The sequence below is a fragment of the Plantactinospora sp. WMMB782 genome (assembly GCF_049179135.1).
GTDB lineage: Bacteria > Actinomycetota > Actinomycetes > Mycobacteriales > Micromonosporaceae > Plantactinospora.
Window position 1 is genome coordinate 5,925,791 of record NZ_JBMHMC010000007.1, and the last position, 19,668, is coordinate 5,945,458.

The 19,668-nt window shown below is 74.6% G+C and carries 16 protein-coding genes and 2 riboswitches; of the genes, 10 read left to right on the plus strand and 6 right to left on the minus strand.

What is annotated here, in order from left to right:
* Positions 1 to 154: 154 nt before the first annotated feature.
* Genes ACN28A_RS28495 through ACN28A_RS28505 form a run of 3 tightly spaced genes read left to right on the plus strand, consistent with a single transcriptional unit; the run spans position 155 to position 4,385 of the window.
* Positions 155 to 2,314 (plus strand): magnesium chelatase subunit D family protein, encoded by a 2,160-nt coding sequence (locus ACN28A_RS28495; RefSeq protein WP_421404688.1) that lies wholly within the window; start codon positions 155 to 157, stop codon positions 2,312 to 2,314.
* A complete protein-coding gene (gene cobO, locus ACN28A_RS28500; RefSeq protein ID WP_421400161.1) occupies positions 2,314 to 2,928 on the plus strand; it encodes a cob(I)yrinic acid a,c-diamide adenosyltransferase in 615 nt (204 codons plus the stop codon). The genes ACN28A_RS28495 and cobO overlap by 1 nt, the downstream gene beginning before the upstream one ends.
* 14 nt (positions 2,929 to 2,942) lie before the next feature.
* Complete coding sequence (locus tag ACN28A_RS28505; protein ID WP_421404690.1) at positions 2,943 to 4,385, plus strand: cobyrinate a,c-diamide synthase; 1,443 nt, start codon at positions 2,943 to 2,945, stop codon at positions 4,383 to 4,385.
* Positions 4,386 to 4,484: 99 nt separating this feature from the next.
* On the opposite strand, the gene ACN28A_RS28510 is transcribed toward ACN28A_RS28505, so the two are convergent.
* The 4 genes from ACN28A_RS28510 to ACN28A_RS28525 form a co-directional block, all read right to left on the minus strand.
* Positions 4,485 to 5,273: a glycoside hydrolase family 11 protein gene (locus ACN28A_RS28510; RefSeq protein WP_421400163.1), complete on the minus strand. Its 789-nt coding sequence runs from the start codon at positions 5,271 to 5,273 to the stop codon at positions 4,485 to 4,487.
* Between the two features lie 400 nt (positions 5,274 to 5,673).
* Positions 5,674 to 6,174 carry a levansucrase gene (locus tag ACN28A_RS28515; RefSeq protein WP_421400166.1) on the minus strand — a complete coding sequence of 167 codons (501 nt, stop codon included), beginning with the start codon at positions 6,172 to 6,174 and terminating at the stop codon, positions 5,674 to 5,676.
* A gap of 131 nt (positions 6,175 to 6,305) precedes the next feature.
* A complete protein-coding gene (locus tag ACN28A_RS28520) occupies positions 6,306 to 7,835 on the minus strand; it encodes a DHA2 family efflux MFS transporter permease subunit (protein ID WP_421400168.1) in 1,530 nt (509 codons plus the stop codon).
* A 5-nt stretch (positions 7,836 to 7,840) separates the two neighbouring features.
* Positions 7,841 to 8,476, minus strand: coding sequence for an NADPH-dependent FMN reductase (locus tag ACN28A_RS28525; RefSeq protein ID WP_421400171.1), 636 nt, complete (start codon positions 8,474 to 8,476; stop codon positions 7,841 to 7,843).
* A gap of 126 nt (positions 8,477 to 8,602) precedes the next feature.
* Here ACN28A_RS28525 and ACN28A_RS28530 point away from each other — a divergent pair, with 126 nt between their 5' ends.
* Complete coding sequence (locus tag ACN28A_RS28530) at positions 8,603 to 9,289, plus strand: TetR/AcrR family transcriptional regulator (RefSeq protein WP_421400173.1); 687 nt, start codon at positions 8,603 to 8,605, stop codon at positions 9,287 to 9,289.
* 11 nt (positions 9,290 to 9,300) lie between these two features.
* Here the strand turns inward: ACN28A_RS28530 and cobN are convergent, their stop codons facing one another.
* Positions 9,301 to 13,098 (minus strand): cobaltochelatase subunit CobN, encoded by a 3,798-nt coding sequence (cobN, locus tag ACN28A_RS28535; protein ID WP_421400175.1) that lies wholly within the window; start codon positions 13,096 to 13,098, stop codon positions 9,301 to 9,303.
* A 56-nt stretch (positions 13,099 to 13,154) separates the two neighbouring features.
* Positions 13,155 to 13,224: riboswitch (cobalamin riboswitch) on the minus strand.
* Positions 13,225 to 13,292: 68 nt separating this feature from the next.
* On the opposite strand from cobN, the gene ACN28A_RS28540 reads away from it, so the two are divergent.
* The 3 genes from ACN28A_RS28540 to ACN28A_RS28550 are packed head-to-tail and all read left to right on the plus strand — an operon-like array spanning position 13,293 to position 16,890.
* A complete protein-coding gene (locus ACN28A_RS28540) occupies positions 13,293 to 14,543 on the plus strand; it encodes a precorrin-3B synthase (protein ID WP_421400178.1) in 1,251 nt (416 codons plus the stop codon).
* The gene (locus ACN28A_RS28545) at positions 14,540 to 15,169 is read left to right on the plus strand and encodes a precorrin-8X methylmutase (RefSeq protein ID WP_421400180.1); all 630 of its coding nucleotides are present in this window, start codon (positions 14,540 to 14,542) and stop codon (positions 15,167 to 15,169) included. Before ACN28A_RS28540 ends, ACN28A_RS28545 begins: the two co-directional genes overlap by 4 nt.
* Entirely contained in the window at positions 15,166 to 16,890 is a 1,725-nt protein-coding gene (locus tag ACN28A_RS28550; RefSeq protein ID WP_421400183.1) for a precorrin-2 C(20)-methyltransferase, read from the plus strand. Before ACN28A_RS28545 ends, ACN28A_RS28550 begins: the two co-directional genes overlap by 4 nt.
* Here ACN28A_RS28550 and ACN28A_RS28555 read toward each other — a convergent pair.
* Positions 16,878 to 17,708: a cobalt-precorrin-6A reductase gene (locus ACN28A_RS28555; protein ID WP_421400185.1), complete on the minus strand. Its 831-nt coding sequence runs from the start codon at positions 17,706 to 17,708 to the stop codon at positions 16,878 to 16,880. The two genes, ACN28A_RS28550 and ACN28A_RS28555, sit on opposite strands and share 13 nt — an antisense overlap.
* Positions 17,709 to 17,826: 118 nt before the next feature.
* Positions 17,827 to 17,969, plus strand: a riboswitch (cobalamin riboswitch).
* Positions 17,970 to 18,003: 34 nt separating this feature from the next.
* On the opposite strand from ACN28A_RS28555, the gene ACN28A_RS28560 reads away from it, so the two are divergent.
* Genes ACN28A_RS28560 through ACN28A_RS28570 form a run of 3 tightly spaced genes read left to right on the plus strand, consistent with a single transcriptional unit; the run spans position 18,004 to position 19,656 of the window.
* Positions 18,004 to 18,207 (plus strand): CbtB domain-containing protein, encoded by a 204-nt coding sequence (locus ACN28A_RS28560; RefSeq protein ID WP_421400188.1) that lies wholly within the window; start codon positions 18,004 to 18,006, stop codon positions 18,205 to 18,207.
* Positions 18,208 to 18,220: 13 nt separating this feature from the next.
* Positions 18,221 to 19,018, plus strand: a complete 798-nt coding sequence (locus ACN28A_RS28565) for a CbtA family protein (RefSeq protein WP_421400190.1) — start codon at positions 18,221 to 18,223, stop codon at positions 19,016 to 19,018.
* Positions 19,015 to 19,656, plus strand: coding sequence for a histidine phosphatase family protein (locus ACN28A_RS28570; RefSeq protein ID WP_421400193.1), 642 nt, complete (start codon positions 19,015 to 19,017; stop codon positions 19,654 to 19,656). The genes ACN28A_RS28565 and ACN28A_RS28570 overlap by 4 nt, the downstream gene beginning before the upstream one ends.
* Positions 19,657 to 19,668 lie beyond the last annotated feature (12 nt).

Sequence of the window (19,668 nt, forward strand, 5' to 3'; positions counted from 1 at the left end):
ACTGTGACCGGCCGCGCGCCGGGAGCCAGACACTCCGCCCCCGTCCCGGGCCGGCCCTCCGGGCGGCCCGGCACCGGACCGGTCGCGGGCGTGGACACCCGCGAGGCAGGAGGTTGCCCCCGTGCGGTCGTACCCGTTCTCCGCCGTCGTCGGGATGGACGACATGGCCCTCGCGCTCACCCTCAGCGCCGTCTCGCCGGCCGTCGGCGGGGTGCTGATCCGGGGCGAGAAGGGCACCGCGAAGTCCACGATCGTCCGGGCGCTCACCGCGCTGCTGCCACCGGTGACGGTCGTGCTCGGCTGCCGGTTCTCCTGCGACCCGGCCGCACCTGACCCGGAGTGCCCGGACGGGCCGCACCAGCCGTCGGCGGCGTCGACGACCCGCCCGGCCCGGCTGGTCGAGCTGCCGGTCGGTGCCACCGAGGACCGGGTACTCGGCGCCCTGCAGCTGGAGCAGGCGCTGCGGGACGGCGTCACCGCGTACGAGCCGGGGTTGCTCGCCTCGGCGCACCGTGGACTGCTCTACGTCGACGAGGTGAACCTGCTGCACGACCACCTGGTCGACGTGCTGCTGGACGCGGCGGCGATGGGACGGGCCACTGTGGAGCGGGAGGGTGTCTCCGTCGCTCACGCCGCCCGGTTCGTGCTGGTCGGCACGATGAACCCGGAGGAGGGGGAACTCCGCCCGCAACTGCTGGACCGGTTCGGCCTGACCGTCGAGGTGGCGGCCAGCCGCGACCCGGCGGTACGCGCCGAGGTGACCCGGCGACGACTCGGCTACGAGGCGGACCCCGACGGGTTCGCCGGCCGGTACGCGGCGGCGGACGCCGAGCGCGCCGCCCGGATCGCCCGAGCCCGTCGACTCCTCCCCGAGGTGCGACTCGACGACGACACCCTGTACCGGATCGCGACGGTCTGCGCCTCGTTCGAGGTGGACGGGATGCGCGCGGACCTGGTCACCGCGCGGACCGCGATGGCGCACGCCGCGTGGTGCGGGCGTACCACGGTCACCGGGGTGGACATCCGGGCCGCCGCCCGGCTGGCGCTGCCGCACCGGCGTCGGCGGGACCCGTTCGACCCGCCCGGCATCGAACAGGAGCGGCTCGACCAGGCGCTCGCCGACGCCGGGCTCGACCGGCCGGCCGAGCCGCCTCCGGACGGTGGCCCGCCGCCGCAGGGCTCCGGCCCGGACGAACCCGACCCGGGTGGGCCGGGCGGTGCACCGCCACCGGACGACACCGGCGCTACGCCGGGGAGCCCGAGGACCACCGGACCCGCCCCGGAGGTCGACGCCGTGCCGGACGGAGCGGCCGGGGACGGCACCGGATCCGAAGGGCCGGACCGGGTCCGGGTGCCGGCCGCACCACACGGCTCGGCGGAACCGGACGGACCGGACGGGCCGGCGGGCGAGGGGCCGGATGGCAGCCGGACACTCGCCGCCGGGCGGCCGTACCGGGCCCGGCTGCTGGTCGTACCGGGCGTCGGGGCGGGCGTCGCCGGGCGCCGGTCACCGGCGGTCACCACCGTCGGGCAGACGATCCGGACGACGCCGGCCGGGGCGGCTGCCGGCAATCGGCCACACCTGGTCGCCACGCTCTGGGCGGCAGCCCCACACCAACGGATGCGCGGGCGGCGCGGTCCGGGGCTGGAGCTGCGGCCGCAGGACCTCCGGGTGCCGGTACGGCAGGGCCGGGAGGGGAACCTGATCCTCTTCTGCGTCGACGCCTCCGGCTCGATGGCGGCACGGCAGCGGATGCGGGAGGTGAAGACCGCCGTACTCTCGCTGCTGCTCGACGCCTACCAGCGGCGGGACAAGGTGGGCCTGGTCACCTTCCGGGGCAACGCCGCAGAACTCGCGCTGCCACCGACCTCCAGCGTGGACGTCGCCGCCACCCGGCTGGCCGGGCTGCCGACCGGTGGCCGTACCCCGCTGGCCGAGGGACTGCTCCGGGCCGGTGCGGTGCTGCGGGTGGAACGGATCCGGGACCCGCGCCGCCGCCCACTGCTGGTGCTGCTGACCGACGGTCGGGCCACCGCCGGCCCGGACGCGGTGGCCCGCTCCCGGTACGCCGCCCGGCTGCTTGCCGGCAGCGGCGTCCGCTCGGTGCTGGTCGACTGCGAGGCGGGACGGATCCGGCTCGGCCTGGCCGTCGAACTCGCCGACGCGCTCGGTGCCGAACACCTGCCGCTGGAGCGGGTCGCCGCCGCCACCCTGACCGGTGCGGTACGCGACCGCACCGGTACGCGTACCCGAAACGACAATGCCCGGGACGGCTCCGGCGGCGTCGGAAGCCGGTGGGGGAGGGCCGCCTGATGCCGCAGGGACAACCGGAGACGGTACCCGCCGACGGGCTGACCACCCGGCAGCGCCGCAACCGCCCACTGCTGATGGTGCACACCGGCGCGATGAAGGGTAAGTCGACGGCCGCCTTCGGGCTGGCGATGCGGGGCTGGCACCAGGGCTGGTCGATCGCGGTCTTCCAGTTCGTCAAGTCGGCCCGCTGGCGGGTCGGCGAGGAGTCCGCACTGCTCGCGCTCGGCCGGCTGCACGAGCAGACCGGCGAGGGTGGCCCGGTGCAGTGGCACAAGATGGGCGCCGGCTGGAGTTGGAGCCGCAGGCCGGGCAGCGAGGCCGACCACGCCGCCGACGCCCTGGAGGGCTGGCGTGAGATCCGGCGCCGGATCGCCGAGGAACGGCACCAGCTCTACGTGCTCGACGAGTTCACCTATCCGATGAAGTGGGGCTGGGTGGACGTGGCCGAGGTGGTCGACACGCTGCGGAACCGCCCCGGTCACCAGCACGTGGTCGTCACCGGCCGGGACGCCGACCCCCGGCTGGTCGAGGCCGCCGACCTGGTGGTCGAGATGACCAAGGTGAAACATCCGATGGACGCGGGCCAGAAGGGACAGCGGGGGATCGAGTGGTGACCCGGCTGCCCCGGATGGTGATCGCCGCGCCCGCCTCCGGGCAGGGCAAGACCACGGTGGCCACCGGACTGATGGCGGCGCTGCGCGGCCGCGGCCTGGTGGTCAGCGGACACAAGGTCGGGCCGGACTACATCGATCCCGGCTACCACGCGGTGGCGACCGGTCGGCCGGGCCGCAACCTGGATCCGCACCTACAGGGCGAGGAGCGGATCGTCCCGCTGCTGCGGCACGGCGCGAACGTGCCCGTGCCGGCCGACATCGCGGTGATCGAGGGCGTGATGGGGCTGCACGACGGTGCCATCGGCCGGGAGGGCTTCGCCTCCACCGCGCACGTCGCCCGGCTGACCCGGAGCCCGGTACTGCTGGTGGTCGACGTCTCCGGCGCCTCCCGCAGCATCGGCGCGCTGGTGCACGGCTTCGCCACGTACGACCCGGAGCTGACCATCGCCGGGGTGATCCTGAACAAGGTCGGGTCGCCGACCCACGAGGCGGAGGTGCGGCAGGCGGTCGTCCGGACCGGCGTACCGGTGCTCGGCGCGCTGCGCCGGGACGCCTCGCTCGATACCCCGAGCCGGCACCTCGGGCTCGTTCCGGCCGTCGAGCGTGGCGCCGAGGCCCACCGTACCGTCGAGGCGCTCGCCGGCCACCTCGCCGACGCGGTCGACCTGGACGCCGTGCTGGCCATCGCCCGCCGGGCACCCGAGCTGCCCGACCGGCCGTGGACCCCGGAGGAACAGGTGCCGGCCCTGGCTGCGGGGGAGCCGGTCACCGTCGCGGTCGCCGGAGGCTCGGCGTTCACGTTCCGCTATCCGGAGACCGAGGAACTGCTCGGCGCCGCCGGGCTGCGGGTCGTACCGGTCGATCCGCTGCGCGACGAGGAGCTGCCGGCCGGCTGTGCCGGCCTCTACCTCGGCGGCGGCTTCCCCGAGGTGTACGCGGCCGAACTGTCCGCCAACGACCGGCTGCGCGCGGCGGTCGGTCGGACGGTCCGGGGCGGCCTGCCGGTGGTGGCCGAGTGCGCCGGGCTGCTCTACCTGTGCCGCGACCTCGACGGCCATCCGATGACCGGGGTGCTGGCCGCCTCGGCCCGGATGACCGGAAAGCTCACCCTCGGCTACCGGGAGGGCGTCGCGGTCGGCGCCAGCCTGCTGGCCGAGCCCGGAACGCCGGTGACCGGTCACGAGTTCCACCGCACCCAGGTCGGGTACGCCCCCGACCGGGTGCCCGCGTGGCGGTTCCGGCCCCGGCCGTCCCGCCCGCACGGGCTGGGTACGGCGGTCGAGGAGGGCGTGGCCGACGGCAGTCTGCACGCGTCCTACCTGCACGTGCACTGGGCCGGGCATCCGGCCCTCGCCGCCCGGTTCGTCGCGGCGGCGGCCCGGTACGCCGGGCTGCCCGGCCCGGTTCGGTCGGTCGACCGGTCGACCCGGAGCGCGGTCCGGCCCACGTCCGGCTGAGCTGCCTCGCCGTCCGGGAGCCGGCTGTCGGATGGACCTGACGTCCGTTACGGCCGGATGGACCTGACGTCCGTTACGGCCGGATGGACCTGACGTCCGTTACGGCGTCGAGGGCGGGCCGGCGGCGCACCGCGACGAGTGGGTGGCGGCGCTGTCCACCGTGACGCTGGACGACCCGCTGCTGAGGTAGCCCTCGGTTGCCATGATCATGTAGCCCATCGTGGCGCCGAGGTTCATGCCCAGGCGGGCCCACGCGTCGAAGTGGTCGCCGGTGTTGATCGTCCCGCTGGACCGCCTCTCCTGTCGGATGCTGTAGTACTGGTAGTACGGCGTGATGCCGATACCGCGCAGTGTCCGGTAGATGTCATAGGTGCTCCCCTCGCTGACGACGGTGCCCATCCGCGTACCATCCGGTCGATAGGTGCCCCAGTTCTCCATGATGTAGTACTCGGTGACGGGGTTCGTCGCGTACCCGTAGAGGGCCAGATACGAGTTGCCGCCCGGGTGGAAGGCGGCGCAGTAGTTGAAGGTCCGGGGCCCGCCGGTCGCCCAGCCCTTGCCGCCGAACCAGTTGTTGGTGCTGGTCCACCGGGTGCGGTAGTGGCCGCGTGGGCCCAGGGTCAGGGCGGCGTCGCCGGTGTCCTGCCAGAACGCGTAGAAGTAGCCGTCGTGGGTGCCGGTCTGGTTGGTGGTGATGACCGGCCAGGTCGGCAACGTGTCGGCGTGGGCGTGGGCGTGGGCGTGGGCGTGGGCGTGGGCGTGGGCCTGGGCCTGGGCGGCCGGCGTCGCCCCGGTGATCGCCAGTACCGTGGCGCAGGCGGCGCCGAGCATCATCCTGATGCTGCGGCGTCGGCCGGTCTCGGAGCTGGTGCCGAATTTTCCGTTCATGCGCGGACCTCCTGGTGGTAGTCCGGTGACCCGTCCGGACGTGCGACGCGGATACCGAGCACTTTGATTGATGTCTGTCGATGAATAGAGGTCAAGTGTCGGCCGAACTCCGGTGACGTGTCAACGATCCATGACGCGGTGTCGGCAGGCGCCGGCCCTACTGCCTCGGCTCCGTTCACCGCAGACCCGGCCGCCGGGCGGATATCGTGCGGGCCATGTCGATCAGCGATCCGGATCTCGTCATCGAAGCTGCGCGGGCTCCACCTCGGCGGCTTTCCCGAGGTGTACGCGGCGGAGCTGGCAGCCAACCCCCGCTGCGGGACGCCGTCGCCCGCGGGCTGGCCGCCCGGTTCGGCGCCGCGTCCGCCCGGTACGCCGGCCGGGTCGCATCCGGACGGTCTCAGGCCGGGAAGTAGGCGGCCAGCTTGCGGCGGAAGTGCGCCGAGTAGAAGAGCCCCAGCGCCGCATAGCCCCGGAAGCAGGCGGCGGTTCCCGTGCCGGCGTCCACCACCACCGGGCGGGCCATCGCGGCGAACCGGACCGACTGCCCCCGCTGCGCCCAGGCCGCCGCCTCCGGCTCGACGTTGGTGCCCACCAGCGCGGGAAAGACCGCGACGCCGCTCTGCATGCCGCGCAGCTGCCCCTTGCGGGCCACCACGTAGTCCAGCGCCGAGCTGGTGAAGTCCTGGATGGCGCCCGCCGTGACCAGCGGCGCCGGAGCGGCGAGGGTGAAGAGGTGCAGCTTGGTGGCCATCCACTGCATCCGGAAGTCGGCGCGGTAGCCGACCAGCACCGGTAGGCCGTTCCAGTCCTCGGTCCGCACCTCGCAGCCGTCGGCCTGGAGGCGCCGCGCCGTGCCGTCCAGATAGGCCCGGACCGGGTCCGCCGCCCCCGTCTCCATGCCGTCCCTCCCCGTCGCCGCCGCCGGCACACTCTACTTCACCGGTTCGAGACCTCGGCGCTACGACGAGGTGCGTTGGTACGACGAGGTGCATTGGTACGACGAAATGCCTTCCTGGGAAAGCTGGCTGGTCAGCCGGGATCGGGGCGGCGGGCGGCGGTCGCCGCGCCGGCCGCCGGGACCGACGCCGGTGGGCGGCCAGCCCACCGGGGCAGTAGCGCCGCCGGTGGTGCCGCCAGGGCCAGCAGCGCCACCGCCCACCAGTAGGTGTGCGCGAACGCAGCCGCCGATTGCGCCCCGTCCCCGGTACGCGTCGCGTTCGACGCCAGCACCACCGACAACAGCGCCGTCCCCATCGAGACGCCGACCTGGGAGCCGATGTTCAGTAAGGTGCTGCCCGACGGGACATCCTCGGCGGCCAGCCCCCGGGTCGCCGTCGTGAGCGCCGGCATGAGCACCATGCCGACGCCCACTCCCAGCACCGCCAGCGCCGCCACCAACCGCCAGTACGGCGTCTCCGGCCCGACCTGCACGGCGAAGAGCGCCAGACCGCACGCGGCGACCACGATGCCGGAGAGGATCATCAGTCGCGGGGACACCCGGTCGACCCGGCGGGTGGCGATCTGCATCGACACGAAGACGGCGACGGCCAGGGGAACGCCGAGCACGCCCGACTCGGCCGCACCGAGCCCGCGCGCCGTCTGGTAGTACATCGGCGTCAGCAGCATGCAGCCGAAGTAGCCGGCGGGGAACAGCACCATGGCGGCCCAGCCGGCCGCGAAGCTCCGGTCGCGCAGCAGACGCAGCCGCAACAGCGGGGCGCGGGCGGTCAGGCCACGAGCGACGAAGCCGACGGTCAGCAGCAGCCCGGCGACGGTGGGCAGCAACGCCCGTGGTGTGCTGAGGTCACCGCGGTCGCCGCCGGTGGAGAGCCCGTAGATCAGCAGGGCCAGTCCGGGGGAGAGCGTCAGCAGGCCCAGCAGGTCCAACCGGCGTGCCGGCTGTGGCTCGTCGTGCCGCAGCAACCGCGCCGCGAGCACCAGCGCCAGCGCGCCGACGGGCAGGTTGACCAGGAAGATCCAGTGCCAGGAGACGGTGTCGATCAACCAGCCGCCCAGGACCGGCCCGCTGACCGGGCCGATCAGCACCGGAATGCCGAGCAGGGCCATCGCCCTGCCCATCCGTTCCCGGTCGGCGGCCCGGATGACCATCGCCATGCCGACCGGCACCAACAGGCCGCCGCCGAGCCCCTGCACGATCCGGAACAGCACGAGCGTCTCGATGTTCCAGGACAGCGCGGCCAGCCCGGAGCCGGCGGTGAACAGGGCTGTCGCGGTCAGGTAGGTCCGTTTCGCGCCGAAGCGCGACATGGCCCAGGCGGTCGTCGGGATCACCGCGGCGAGGGCCAGGGTGTACCCGGTGACGACCCACTGGACGGCGACGAGTGGCGCGTCGAACACCACCGCCAGCGGATGCAGGGCGACGTTGACGATCGTGACGTCCAGTACGGACATGATCGAACCGATCACGACGACGGTGATCACCCCGGCCAGGCGTCGGGAGGCCCCGGTGGCCCGGTCGGCGGCGGAACCGTCGGTCCCGGGCGAGCCGCTCTCCTCGGTGACACCGCCCTTTCCGGCGAGGCTTGCGACGCTGCGCACAGCCGTCACTTACCGTACGGCCGGGTGGCACGAGCGGCGCGCAGTGCGCGGCCCCACCACACAAGCTGGTCGATCATGCCGTTGGCGGCTCCCTCGCAGACCGCCGCGTCGAGTGGCGCGCCGTCCTCGCCCAGCCCCGACCAGGGGCCGTGCAGGCTGACGGAGTCGCGCACGGTCATGGCATGCAACTCCGCGAAGACCTGCCGGAGCTGTTCGACCGCTCGCAGGCCGCCGCCCAGCCCGCCGTACGAGACGAAGCCGATCGGCTTCGCCCGCCACTGGTCGTAGTGCCAGTCGATGAGGTTCTTCAGGGCGGCCGGGAAGCTGTGGTTGTACTCGGGGGTGACGACGACGAAGGCTTCCGCGGCGGCCAGCCGGGAGCCGACGTCGGCGACGGCGACCTCGATCGCCGGGGCGGGCGCGGGCAGGCCGTCCCAGCCGGGCATGGCGACGGGGAGGTCCAGGTCGGCGACGTCGACGACGTCGAGCGCGATGTCGGCGCGGCGAGCGGCGTGCCGGGTGAACCAGTCGGCGACGGACGGGCCGACGCGGCCGCCGCGGGCGCTGCCGACGATGACGACGACCCGGAGCGCGGCCTCCTCGGCCGTTGCCGGGTCGACGGTACGGATGGTGTCGGACATGGCTGTCCCCCTCGATTCCTGCACTGCTTCCGCGCGGTTCGTGCTGCGTACGCTAAAGTACAACGATCGTTGTAGGAAGTACAATGACCGTTGTAATGCGTTCGGCGGAACACGGGAGAAGTGGCGATGAACAGCACGGACGCCGGGGACGACACCTGGTCGACCCGGCCGCGCCGGGGACGCGGAGACAAGGCGGCGGCGATCGCGCACGCCGCGTGCGGGGTCTTCGGGCGGGACGGCTACACCCGGGCCAGCATCGACACGATCGCCGCCGAGGCCGGCGCCTCCACCCGTACGCTCTACAACCATTTCCCCGGCGGGAAGGCGGAGCTGTTCCGCGCGGTCATGCGGTGGAGCGCCGGGCAGGTCAGGGACGAGCAACTCGTCCGGCTGCGGAAACACCTGGACCCGCAGCGCCCACCACGGCCCGAGGACCTCGAACGGGACCTACTGGCCCTGGCCCGCGCCTGGGTCGCCCTGATGACGGACTTCCGGGACCACTTCTCGCTGGTCCGGCACATCCAGGGGGAGGCCGGGCACGTCCCGGCCGAGGTCCTGGACGCCTGGCAGGAGGCCGGACCCCGCGCGGTCGGCCGCGAGTTGGCCCTGGTCATGGCGGCGCTCGCCGAGCACGGCCTGCTGGATGTGCACGGCGACCCGGCCCAGGCGGTCTCCCACTTCATGGCCCTGATCTCGACGGATATCGTGCACCGGTCCTACTGGGGCGTCATCCCGCTGCCACGGGAGGAGACCGACCGGATCACGGCCACGGGTGTCCGGGCCTTCCTGCGGGCGTACGGCGCCGCGCGCTGACGGTCGAGGAGCTACCCGGCGCCCTCCAGGTCCCCTTCGAGCTGGAGGTACGTCTCGCGCAGCGCCGCCAGGGTCGCCGGGTCGGGCTTCGCCCACAGGCCCCGGTCGGCCGCCTCGGCGAGCCGCTCGACGATGTTGCGCAGCGCCCACGGGTTGGACCGGCGCAGGAACTCCTGGTTCTCGGCGTCGAGCGCGTACGTCTTCGCCAGGTCCTCGTACATCCAGTCGGCGACGACGCCGGCCGTGGCGTCGTACCCGAAGAGGTAGTCGACGGTGGCGGCCAGCTCGAACGCGCCCTTGTAGCCGTGCCGGCGCATCGCCGCGAGCCAGCGCGGGTTGACCACCCGGGCCCGGAACACCCGGGCGGTCTCCTCGGCCAGCGACCGGGTCCGCACCGCGTCCGGGGTGGTGCTGTCCCCGACGTACGCCCGCGGCGCCTGCCCGGTCAGCGCCCGCACCGTGGCAATCATCCCGCCGTGGTACTGGAAGTAGTCGTCCGAGTCGGCGATGTCGTGTTCCCGGGTGTCGGTGTTCTTCGCCGCCACCGCGATCCGCCGGTACGCGTCCTCCATCTCCTCCCGGGCCGGTCGCCCGTCCAGCCCGCGCCCGTAGGCGAAGCCGCCCCAGACCGTGTAGACCTCGGCCAGGTCGGCGTCGTCCCGCCAGTTCCCGCTGTCGATGAGCGGGAGCAGCCCGGCGCCGTAGGCCCCCGGCTTGGAGCCGAAGATCCGGCTGGTGGCCCGCCGCTCGTCGCCGTGCCGGGCGACGTCGGCCCGGACGTGTGCCCGCAGGAAGTTCTGGTCCTCCGGCTCGTCCAGCCCGGCCACCGCCCGGACGGCGTCGTCGAGCAGCAGCACGACGTGCGGGAAGGCGTCCCGGAAGAAGCCGCTGATCCGCACCGTCACGTCGATGCGCGGCCGGCCCAGCTCGGCCAGCGGGATCACCTCGAAGCCGTCCACCCGGCGGGACGCCTCGTCCCAGGTCGGCGTCACGCCGATCAGCGCCAGCACCTCGGCCACGTCGTCCCCGGCGGTGCGCATCGCCGAGGTGCCCCAGGCGGAGAGCCCGACCGAGCGGGGCCACTCGCCGGTGTCCCTCCGGTACCGCTCGACGAGCGAGGTCGCCATCGCCTGCCCGGTCGCGTACGCCAACCGGCTCGGGATCGCCTTCGGGTCCACCGTGTAGAAGTTCCGCCCGGTCGGCAGCACGTTCACCAGGCCGCGCAGCGGGGAGCCGCTCGGGCCGGCCGGCACGTACCCGCCGTCGAGGGCGTGCAGCAGGTTCGTCAGCTCGTCGGTGGTCCGGGCCAGTCGGGGCACCACCTCGGTGGCGGCGAAGTCCAGCACCGGGCGTACCGCCGCCGCACGCGGGTCGCCGGCGCCGAGCACGTCGCGCAGCACCTCCGGCACGGCCCCGACCGACCAGTCCCGGGATTCGAGCCCCTCGACCAGCTTCCGGGCCACCGCCTCGATCCGGTCGACCTCGCCGGTGCCCGGCCCGTCCCCGCCCTCCGGCAGGCCGAGCGCGGCCCGCAGCCCGGCGACCGCGCCGGCCTGCCCGCCCCAGACCTGCCGGGCGCGCAGGATCGACAGCACCAGGTTGACCCGGGCCTCGCCGGCCGGCGGCTCGCCGAGCACGTGCAGGCCGTCCCGGATCTGCGCGTCCTTCACCTCGCAGAGCCAGCCGTCCACGTGCAGCAGGAACTCGTCGAACTCGGCGTCGTGCGGGCGCTGCTCCAGGCCGAGGTCGTGGTCGAGCCGGGCGGCCTGGATCAGCGTCCAGATCTGCCCCCGGATCGCCGGCAGTTTGGCCGGATCCATCGCGGCGATGTTGGCGTACTCGTCGAGCAGTTGCTCCAGTCGCGCGATGTCGCCGTAGCTCTCCGCCCGGGCCATCGGCGGCACCAGGTGGTCGACGATCACCGCGTGCGCCCGCCGCTTCGCCTGGGCACCCTCGCCGGGATCGTTGACCAGGAAGGGATAGACCAGCGGCAGCGAGCCGAGCACGGCGTCCGGGGCGCAGCCGGCGGAGAGCCCGACGGTCTTGCCGGGCAGCCACTCCAGCGAGCCGTGCTTGCCCAGGTGCACCACCGCGTCCGCGCCGAACTCCTCGTCCAGCCACCGGTATGCGGCCAGGTAGTGGTGGGTCGGCGGCAGGTCCGGGTCGTGGTAGATGGCGACCGGGTTCTCGCCGAACCCGCGTGGCGGCTGAATCATGATCACCACGTTGCCGGCGCGCAGGCAGGCGAGCACGATCTCGCCGTCCGGGTGCTGTGACGTGTCGACGTAGAGCTGGCCGGGCGGCGGTCCCCAGTGTTCGGTCATCGCCTCGCGCAGCCGTGCCGGCAGCCCGTCGAACCAGCGCCGGTAGCGGGACAGCGGAATCCGCACCGGGTTGGCGGCGAGCTGCTCCTCGGTCAGGAACTCCTGGTCGTGGCCGCCGGCCGCGATCAGCGCGTGGATCAGCCGGTCGCCGTCGGGCAGTTCCGTGCCGGCTCCGTCGGGCAGTTCCGTGCCGGCTCCGGAGCGGTCGGGCACCGGGACGAGTCCCGGCAGCGCGTTCGGGCCGTCGACCGGGCCGACGTCGTAGCCGAGGTCGCGCATCGCCCGGAGCAGGCGTACCGCGCTGGCCGGGGTGTCCAGCCCGACGGCGTTGCCGACCCGGGCGTGCCGGGTCGGATAGGCCGACAGCACCAGGGCGATCCGACGCTCCCGGATCGGTGTGTGCCGTAGCCGGCCGAGTCGGACCGCGATCCCGGCGACCCTGGCGGCCCGCTCCGGGTCGGCCACGTAGCGCGGCAGCCCGTCGGCGTCGGTCTCCTTGAACGAGAACGGCACGGTGACCAACCGGCCGTCGAACTCCGGCACCGCGACCTGGGTCGCCGCGTCCAGCGGGGAGAGCCCGTCGTCGCTGTCCGCCCAGCTCTGCCGGGTCGAGGTGAGGCAGAGCCCCTGGAGGATCGGCACGTCCAGCGCGGCCAGCGCACCGACGTCCCAGGCGTCCTCGGTGCCGCCGGCCGCCGCGTCCGCCGGTCGGGTGCCGCCGGCCGCCAGCACCGTGACCAGCAACGCGTCGGCCGCACCGAGCGTCGCCAGCAGCTCCGGTTCCGGGGTACGCAGACTCGCGCAGAAGACCGGCAGCGCCTGCCCGCCGGCCGCCTCGACCGCCTCGGCGAGCGCGTCGACGAAACCGGTGTTACCGCTGAGCTGGTGCGCCCGGTAGTAGAGGATGCCGACCACCGGCCCGCCGGCACCGGAGCGGCCGGCTCGGGCGGTGCTGTCCGGGCCGGCAGTGCTGGCGGTGTTGTCCGGGCCGGCAGTGCTGGCGGTGCTGTCCGGGCCGGCAGTGCTGGCGGTGCTGTCCGGGCGGGGCCGGACGCCCCAGTTCGGCTGCGCCACCGGCGGTGCGAAGCCGTGCCCGGTGAGCAGCACCGTGTCGGAGAGGAAGGCGTGCAGTTCACGCAGGTTCTCCGGCCCGCCCTGCGCCAGGTAGGCGTGCGCCTCGGCGGCGGTGCCGGCCGGCACGGTGGACCGGGCCATCAGGTCGGCGTCCGGGGTCTGCTCACCGCCGAGTGCCACCACCGGCCGGTTGCCGGCCCGCAGCGCCGCCAGGCCCTCGGCCCACATCCGGGCACCGCCGAGGATTCGTACCACCACCAGGTCGACACCGTCGACCAGCTCGGGCAGCGCGGCCAGGTCGATCCGGGCCGGGTTGGCCAGCCGGTACGCCGCGCCGCTGGCCCGCGCGGAGAGCAGGTCGGTGTCCGAGGTGGACAACAAGAGGATGGTGGCAGCGTTCGCCGCAGGCATGGGTGGCTCCTCCCCGGGTCCGCGCCCGTGGTCAGTGGTCCGTCGACGGCGGTCCGGAGTGTCTGGCTCCCGACCCTCGGGTCGGTGACAGTGGCGGGACCGCCCCGGACTCGCACCGGGTTCCTCCGGGTCCACCGCGTGATGCACTTCTCGCCGCCGGCCGGCGCCGAGGACTCCGACTCTACGATGAGCCCGTGCCCGCTTCCACCACCCCGTCCGACCGGCCGCCGGAGGATCGCTGCCCCGGGGCGCTGCGGGCACACCAGGCCGCGGACGGGCTGCTGGTCCGGGTACGGCTGCCCGGCGGGCAACTGTCCCCGAGCCAGCTGCGGGTACTCGCCGGCCTGGCCCGGGACGAGGCGGACGGCGCGGTGGAGCTGACCTCCCGGGGCAACCTGCAACTGCGCCGCCTCGCCGACGACTCCTCGGTACGCCGGGTCGCCGACCGGGTCGCCGGGGCCGGTCTGCTGCCCACCGCCACCCACGAGCGGGTACGCAACCTGCTCGCCTCCCCGCTCAGCGGACGGGACCCGGCCGGGCGGTTAGACGTACGCCCGATGGTGCGGGACCTGGACGCGGCGCTGCGCGGTGCGGCGGACCTGGCCTCGCTCAGCGGCCGGTTCCTGTTCGCCCTCGACGACGGCCGGCACGACGTCAGCACGCTCGGCGCCGACCTGTGCTGGACCGGTGGCTCGGGGATCCTCCGGCTGGCCGGCACCGACACCGGGCTACGCGCCGGCCCGGACGGCGCCGTGCCGCTGCTGATCGCGGCCGCCCGAGCCTTCCTGCGTCTGCGCGGCGACCGCCGGGACCTGTGGCGGCTGGCGGACCTCCCGGACGGCCCGGCCCTGGTCACCGCCGCACTCGCCCCGTCCGCCCGCACCGCCGCGCCGGACCCGTCCCCGTGCACCTCGGCGACAGCGACGGCGGCGCCGCCGGACGGCACCGATCCGGCGCCGGTGGTCGGCGCCCGGCGGGACGGCGTGGTGGTGGCCGGGGTCCGGCTCGGCCGGCTCACCACCGAGCAGGCCCAGCTGCTCGCCGACCTGGCCGACTCGGACGAGATCATCGTCACCCCCTGGCGCAGCCTGGTGCTCGACACCGCCGGACCCGATATCGTCGGCCGGCTGGTCACGGCCGGTCTGCTGCTCGACCCGGCCTCGCCGTGGCTCGGGGTGACCGCCTGCACCGGCCGGCCCGGCTGCGCCAGCGCCCTCGCCGACGTCCGGCGGGACGTCACCGAGGCAGTGACCGCGACCGGCCCGGTACGGGGCAGGCTCCTTCCGGTGCACGTGGTGGGCTGCGAGCGCCACTGTGGGCGTCCGGCCGGACCGGCAGTGCTGGCGGTCGCCACCGGCAGCGGATACCGGATCGAGGCCGGCGGGACCAGCCGGCCCGGCACCCCGGCGGCCGCCCTGGCCGCACGGGCAGGAAGGCAGACGTGAGCTACGAGTACATCCGCGACGGTGCGGAGATCTACCGGCGGTCGTTCGCGACCATCCGGGCCGAGGCCGACCTCTCCGCCCTGCCGCCGGAGATCGTCCCGGTGGTGGTCCGGATGATCCACGCCAGCGGAAGCGTCGACCTGGTCGGGGACGTCGAGGCCGCCCCGGACCTGGTCCGCGCCGGCCGGGACGCGCTGCGGGCCGGTGCACCGATTCTCTGTGACGCGGTGATGGTCGCCGCCGGGGTCACCCGGGCCCGACTGCCCCGGGACAACGAGGTGCGTTGCACGCTGCGCCACCCGGAGGTCCCCGACCTCGCCCGGCAGCTCGGCACCACCCGCAGCGCGGCCGCCCTCGAACTCTGGCGCGACCGGCTCGACGGGGCCGTGGTCGCGATCGGCAACGCCCCCACCGCGCTGTTCCGGCTGCTGGAGATGATCGACGAGGGCGCCGGGCGGCCGGCGGCGATCGTCGGCGTACCGGTGGGGTTCATCGGGGCCGCCGAGTCGAAACGGGCGCTCGCCGAGCATGGCGCCGGCATCCCGTACCTGGTGGTGCACGGTCGACGGGGCGGCAGCGCGGTCACCGCCGCCGCGGTCAACGCGATCGCGAGCGAGGTCGAATGAGCACCGGGACATCGGGCGGCGGCACGGATGCCGACGACAGCGACCGGCCGGGTGTCATCGAGGGCGAGCTGCCGGGTGCCGGCGGTGGCGGGCGGCGACCGGGCACGCTGCGCGGTGTCGGTGTCGGTCCGGGTGACCCCGAACTGGTGACGGTGAAGGCCGCCCGGCTGATCGGCGCAGCCGACGTGGTCGCGTACTACTCGGCGCGGCACGGCCGGAGCATCGCCCGCTCCACCGCCGAACCCTACCTGCGGGACGGCCAGCTGACCGAACCGCTCGTCTACCCGGTGACCACCGAGACGACAGACCATCCGGGTGGCTACGAGGCGGCGATCACCGAGTTCTACGACGCCAGCGCCGAGCGGCTCGCCGAGCACCTGTCGGCCGGCCGGGACGTGGTGGTGATCTGCGCGGGCGACCCGATGTTCTACGGCTCCTACATGTACCTGCACGAGCGGCTGGCACACCGGTTTCCCGCCGAGGTGGTACCCGGAGTCACCTCGATCAGTGCCGCCACCGCCGTACTCGGCCGGCCCCTCGTCGAGCGGGACGAGGTGCTCACCGTACTTCCCGGAACGTTGCCGGCCGACGAGCTGACCCGCCGGCTGGCCGACACCGACGCCGCCGCGGTACTCAAACTCGGGCGGACGTTCCCGCAGGTGACGGAGGCGTTCGCCGACGCCGGACGGCTGGCCGACGCCTGGTACGTCGAGCGGGCCACCACCCCGGCCGGCCGGGAACTGCCGCTGACCGAGGTCGACCCGGACGGGGTGCCGTACTTCTCGCTCGCCGTGCTGACCAGTCCCACCGGTGACGCCGTGGCCGCCCGCCTCGGCGGGTCCCGGACGGAGACCGGCACTGGTCCGGCCGCCCGCCCTGACGGGTCCGAAGGGAAGGGTGGCGCGGAAGGGGAGGGTGGCGCCGATCCGGACAGCGGTGTCGGGGTGCCGGCCGCTGGTGTCGGGCCGCCGGTCGGCGCGGTGACCGTGGTCGGCCTCGGCCCCGCCGGCAGCGGCTGGCTGACCCCGGAGACCCGTCAGGCGTTGCGCGAGGCGGAGCACCTGGTCGGCTACGGCCCGTACGTCGAGCGGGTGCCGCACCGCCCCGGACAGCACCGGCACACCTCCGGCAACCAGGTCGAACTCGACCGGGCCAGGCACGCCCTGGAACTCGCCCTGGCCGGTGCCCGGGTGGCCGTGGTCTCCTCCGGCGATCCGGGAGTCTTCGCGATGGCCACCGCGGTGCTCGAGGTGGCCACCTCGGACGAGCGGTTCGGTGCCGTCCCGGTGCGGGTGCTACCCGGACTGACCGCCGCGCAGGCGGCGGCCAGCCGGATCGGTGCCCCGCTCGGTCACGACTTCGCGGTGCTCTCGCTCTCGGACCGGCTCAAGCCGTGGGCGGTGATCGAGCAGCGGCTGGCCGGGGCGGCTGCCGCCGATCTGGTGCTGGCGCTCTACAACCCGGCCTCGGCCAGCCGGCGTTGGCAGGTCGAGGCGGCCCGGCACGTGTTGCTCCGGCACCGCGCAGCCGAGACGCCGGTGGTGATAGCCCGGGACGTGGGCCGGCCGGGGGAGCGGATCACCGTCGTCGCGCTCGCCGAACTCGATCCGGCTGACGTGGACATGCGATGCCTGCTGATAGTCGGCTCCTCCACCACCCGCACCGACCGGCGGGCGGACGGCTCGACGGTGGTCTGGACCCCCCGCAGCTATCCCGGCTGACCGCCGTCGGCCGGGACGCCGACGGTCGCACCACCGTCGGCCGGGGCGGTCGGCGGCGCGTCGGGGCGGGCCGGCGCCAGTACCGTCTCCAGCCAGGCCAGTGCGGCGGCCACCTCGGCGGCCACGGCCGGCAGGGCGATCGGCGCCGGCCGGTCCACCAGCACCACCGGCAGCCCCAGCTCGCGGGCGGCGGCCAGCTTCGCCATCGTGTACGTCCCGCCGCTGTCCTTGCTGACCAGCACGTCGATCCGGTGCGCGAGCAGCAGTTCCCGTTCCGCCGCCAGCTGGTAGGGACCGCGGTCGCGCAGCAGCGTGACGTTGCCCGGCAACGGGACGGTCGGCTCGTCCACCACCCGGACCAGCAGCTCGACGCCGGTCAGGTGCAGGAAGGCGGCCAGCCCCTGCCGCCCGGTGGTGACGAAGGCCCGGCGACCGAGCCGGGGCACCAGGTCGGCGGCGGCGGCGAGATCCGGTACCCGGTGCCACCGGTCCCCGGGGCCCGCCGTCCAACCGGGACGCTCCAACCGCAGGTACGGGACCCCGGTCGACCCGGCAGCCAGCACCGCCGAGGAGCGGATCCGGGCGGCGTACGGGTGGGTGCCGTCGACGAGTGCGTCGACGGCGTGCTCGACCAGCCAGCGGGCGAGCCCCTCCGGCCCGCCGAACCCGCCGATCCGGACCTCGCCGAGCGGCAGCCGGGGGTCGGCGACCCGCCCGGCCAGCGAGGAGACCACCATGGTGTCGGGCCGACCGACCAGCGCGGCGGCCAGTTCCCGCGCCTCGGCGGTGCCGCCGAGCAGCAGCACCCGGTTCGTCACGGCGCGACGGTATCGGCACCCTCCGGCCGGGACAACCCCGCGCCCGCCGGGCCGTGACCGCCGACACCGGTCCGGTGCCGGGCCCGGTCGTGGTCGTGGGCCGGTTGACCGGCCTGACGTCGTCCGGCTACCGTCGACTCGCCATCTGCGGCGACATGAGGGAAGCCGGTGGGAATCCGGTGCGGTCGCGCCACTGTGAGCGGTCCCGACCCCGGTCGGGGTGCCGCGAGCCAGGACGCTCGGTCGTCGCAGCCTGTCGACGGGGACGCGTCATCCCCGAGGAGGTACTTCGCGCATGTCCAGTCCTGCCCCCGCCCGCCCGCTCGTCCAGCCGGCCGGCTCCGCCCGGCTACTGTGGACCGCCCTCGCCGTCGTCGCCGTACTCGCCCTGCTGGCCTACCTGGTCGCGTTCGACCAGGGCGCGGTCTCGCGCAGCGGCATGTTCCTGCACGAGCTGACGCACGACGGTCGGCACCTGCTCGGCGTACCCTGCCACTGACCGGCTGCCCGCCGTGCCGACGTTCCTGTCCGTACTGCTGCGTGGCCTGCTCGCAGGCCTGGTCGCCGGTCTGATCGCCGGCACCTTCGCCTACCTCGTCGGCGAGCCGCGGATCGATGCCGCGATCGCGATCGAGGAACAGGCGACCCATTCCGCACCCGGGGTCGAGGCCGACCACCACGCCGAGGAACTGGTCGGCCGGGACGGCCAGCGCGCCGGTCTCTTTCTGGCGACCGGGCTGTTCGGTGTCGCGATGGGCGGCCTGCTCGCCACCGGGTACGTCCTGCTGCGCCGTCGACTCCGCACCGCCGACGACGGCCGGGCGGCCCTGCTGCTGGCCGGTGCGGCGCTGCTCGGCGTGGTCGTCGTGCCGTTCGTCAAGTACCCGCCGAACCCGCCGGCGGTCGGCAACCCGGACACCATCGACCAGCGGACCGGCAGCTACCTGCTGCTGGTGCTGCTCGGCCTGGTGGCGGTCTGGGCCGGCGCCCTCGCCCACCGCTCGGTCCCCGGACGCGCCTCGTACCCGATCCGGGCCGCCGCGGCGGTCGGCGGCTTCCTGCTGGTCACGGCGGTCGGCTACACCGTGCTGCCGTCCTTCGCGGAGGTGCCGGACGGTTTCCCGGCGACCCTGCTCTGGGAGTTCCGGCTCGCCTCCCTCGGCACCCAGCTGGTGCTCTGGACCGGGATCGGCCTGCTCTTCGCCATCTCACTCGGATGGCGGCGGGACCGGGATCGCCGGCCGGCACCCGATGGACCGGTGCGCTCCGCGGGCCTGCCGGAGGATGTGCGGGCCCCGGCCGGGCGGTGAGCCCGACCGACCTGCACCTGGTCGCCCACGCCCACACCGCCGCGCTGCGCCGCGCGGTCTTCGGCGGCGGCGGCGAGGGCCTGGATCGGGGCGGCCTGGCGGCGGCCCGCGCGCTGGCCGGCACCGGGCCGGGGCGGCGCGGGCCGTTCGGCGACCGGATCGACGCCTGCCTCAGCACTCCGGCCGAGGCCGGCCGGCAGACCGCGTACGCGCTGGGCCTGCGCCCGACCGCCGAGCCCGGACTGGCGGACTGCGACTACGGCCGGTGGACCGGGTTGCCGCTGGCCGAGGTGGTGGCCCGGGAGCCGGACGCCGTGCGGGACTGGCTCGGTACGCCGCACGCGGCTCCACACGGCGGCGAGTCGGTCGAGTCGCTGCTCGACCGGGTCGGCCGCTGGCTCACCGGGCAGCGCGACCGGGGCGGGCGGATCGTCGCCGTCACGCATCCGGTGGTGGTCAGGGCGGCGCTGGTCCGCGCCCTGCGGCTGCCTGTCGCGGTGTTCTGGCGACTGGAGGTGGCGCCGCTGGCGGTGGTCCGGCTGACCGGGCGCGGCCCGGAGTGGCTGCTCCGGTTCACCGCGCCGGCCCTCGCCGAGCGGCCGGACCCGGACCTCGCCGAGCGGCCGGACCCGGGATAGCGGCGGACCGGC

Bases quoted from the DNA above. Each gene is read 5' to 3' on its own strand.
- ACN28A_RS28495 (WP_421404688.1), top strand. From the start codon at position 155: ATGGACGACATGGCCCTCGCGCTCACCCTCAGCGCCGTCTCGCCGGCC.
- cobO (WP_421400161.1), top strand. From the start codon at position 2,314: ATGCCGCAGGGACAACCGGAGACGGTACCCGCCGACGGGCTGACCACC.
- ACN28A_RS28505 (WP_421404690.1), top strand. From the start codon at position 2,943: ATGGTGATCGCCGCGCCCGCCTCCGGGCAGGGCAAGACCACGGTGGCC.
- ACN28A_RS28510 (WP_421400163.1), bottom strand. From the start codon at position 5,273: ATGAACGGAAAATTCGGCACCAGCTCCGAGACCGGCCGACGCCGCAGC.
- ACN28A_RS28515 (WP_421400166.1), bottom strand. From the start codon at position 6,174: ATGGAGACGGGGGCGGCGGACCCGGTCCGGGCCTATCTGGACGGCACG.
- ACN28A_RS28525 (WP_421400171.1), bottom strand. From the start codon at position 8,476: ATGTCCGACACCATCCGTACCGTCGACCCGGCAACGGCCGAGGAGGCC.
- ACN28A_RS28530 (WP_421400173.1), top strand. From the start codon at position 8,603: ATGAACAGCACGGACGCCGGGGACGACACCTGGTCGACCCGGCCGCGC.
- cobN (WP_421400175.1), bottom strand. From the start codon at position 13,098: ATGCCTGCGGCGAACGCTGCCACCATCCTCTTGTTGTCCACCTCGGAC.
- ACN28A_RS28550 (WP_421400183.1), top strand. From the start codon at position 15,166: ATGAGCACCGGGACATCGGGCGGCGGCACGGATGCCGACGACAGCGAC.
- ACN28A_RS28560 (WP_421400188.1), top strand. From the start codon at position 18,004: ATGTCCAGTCCTGCCCCCGCCCGCCCGCTCGTCCAGCCGGCCGGCTCC.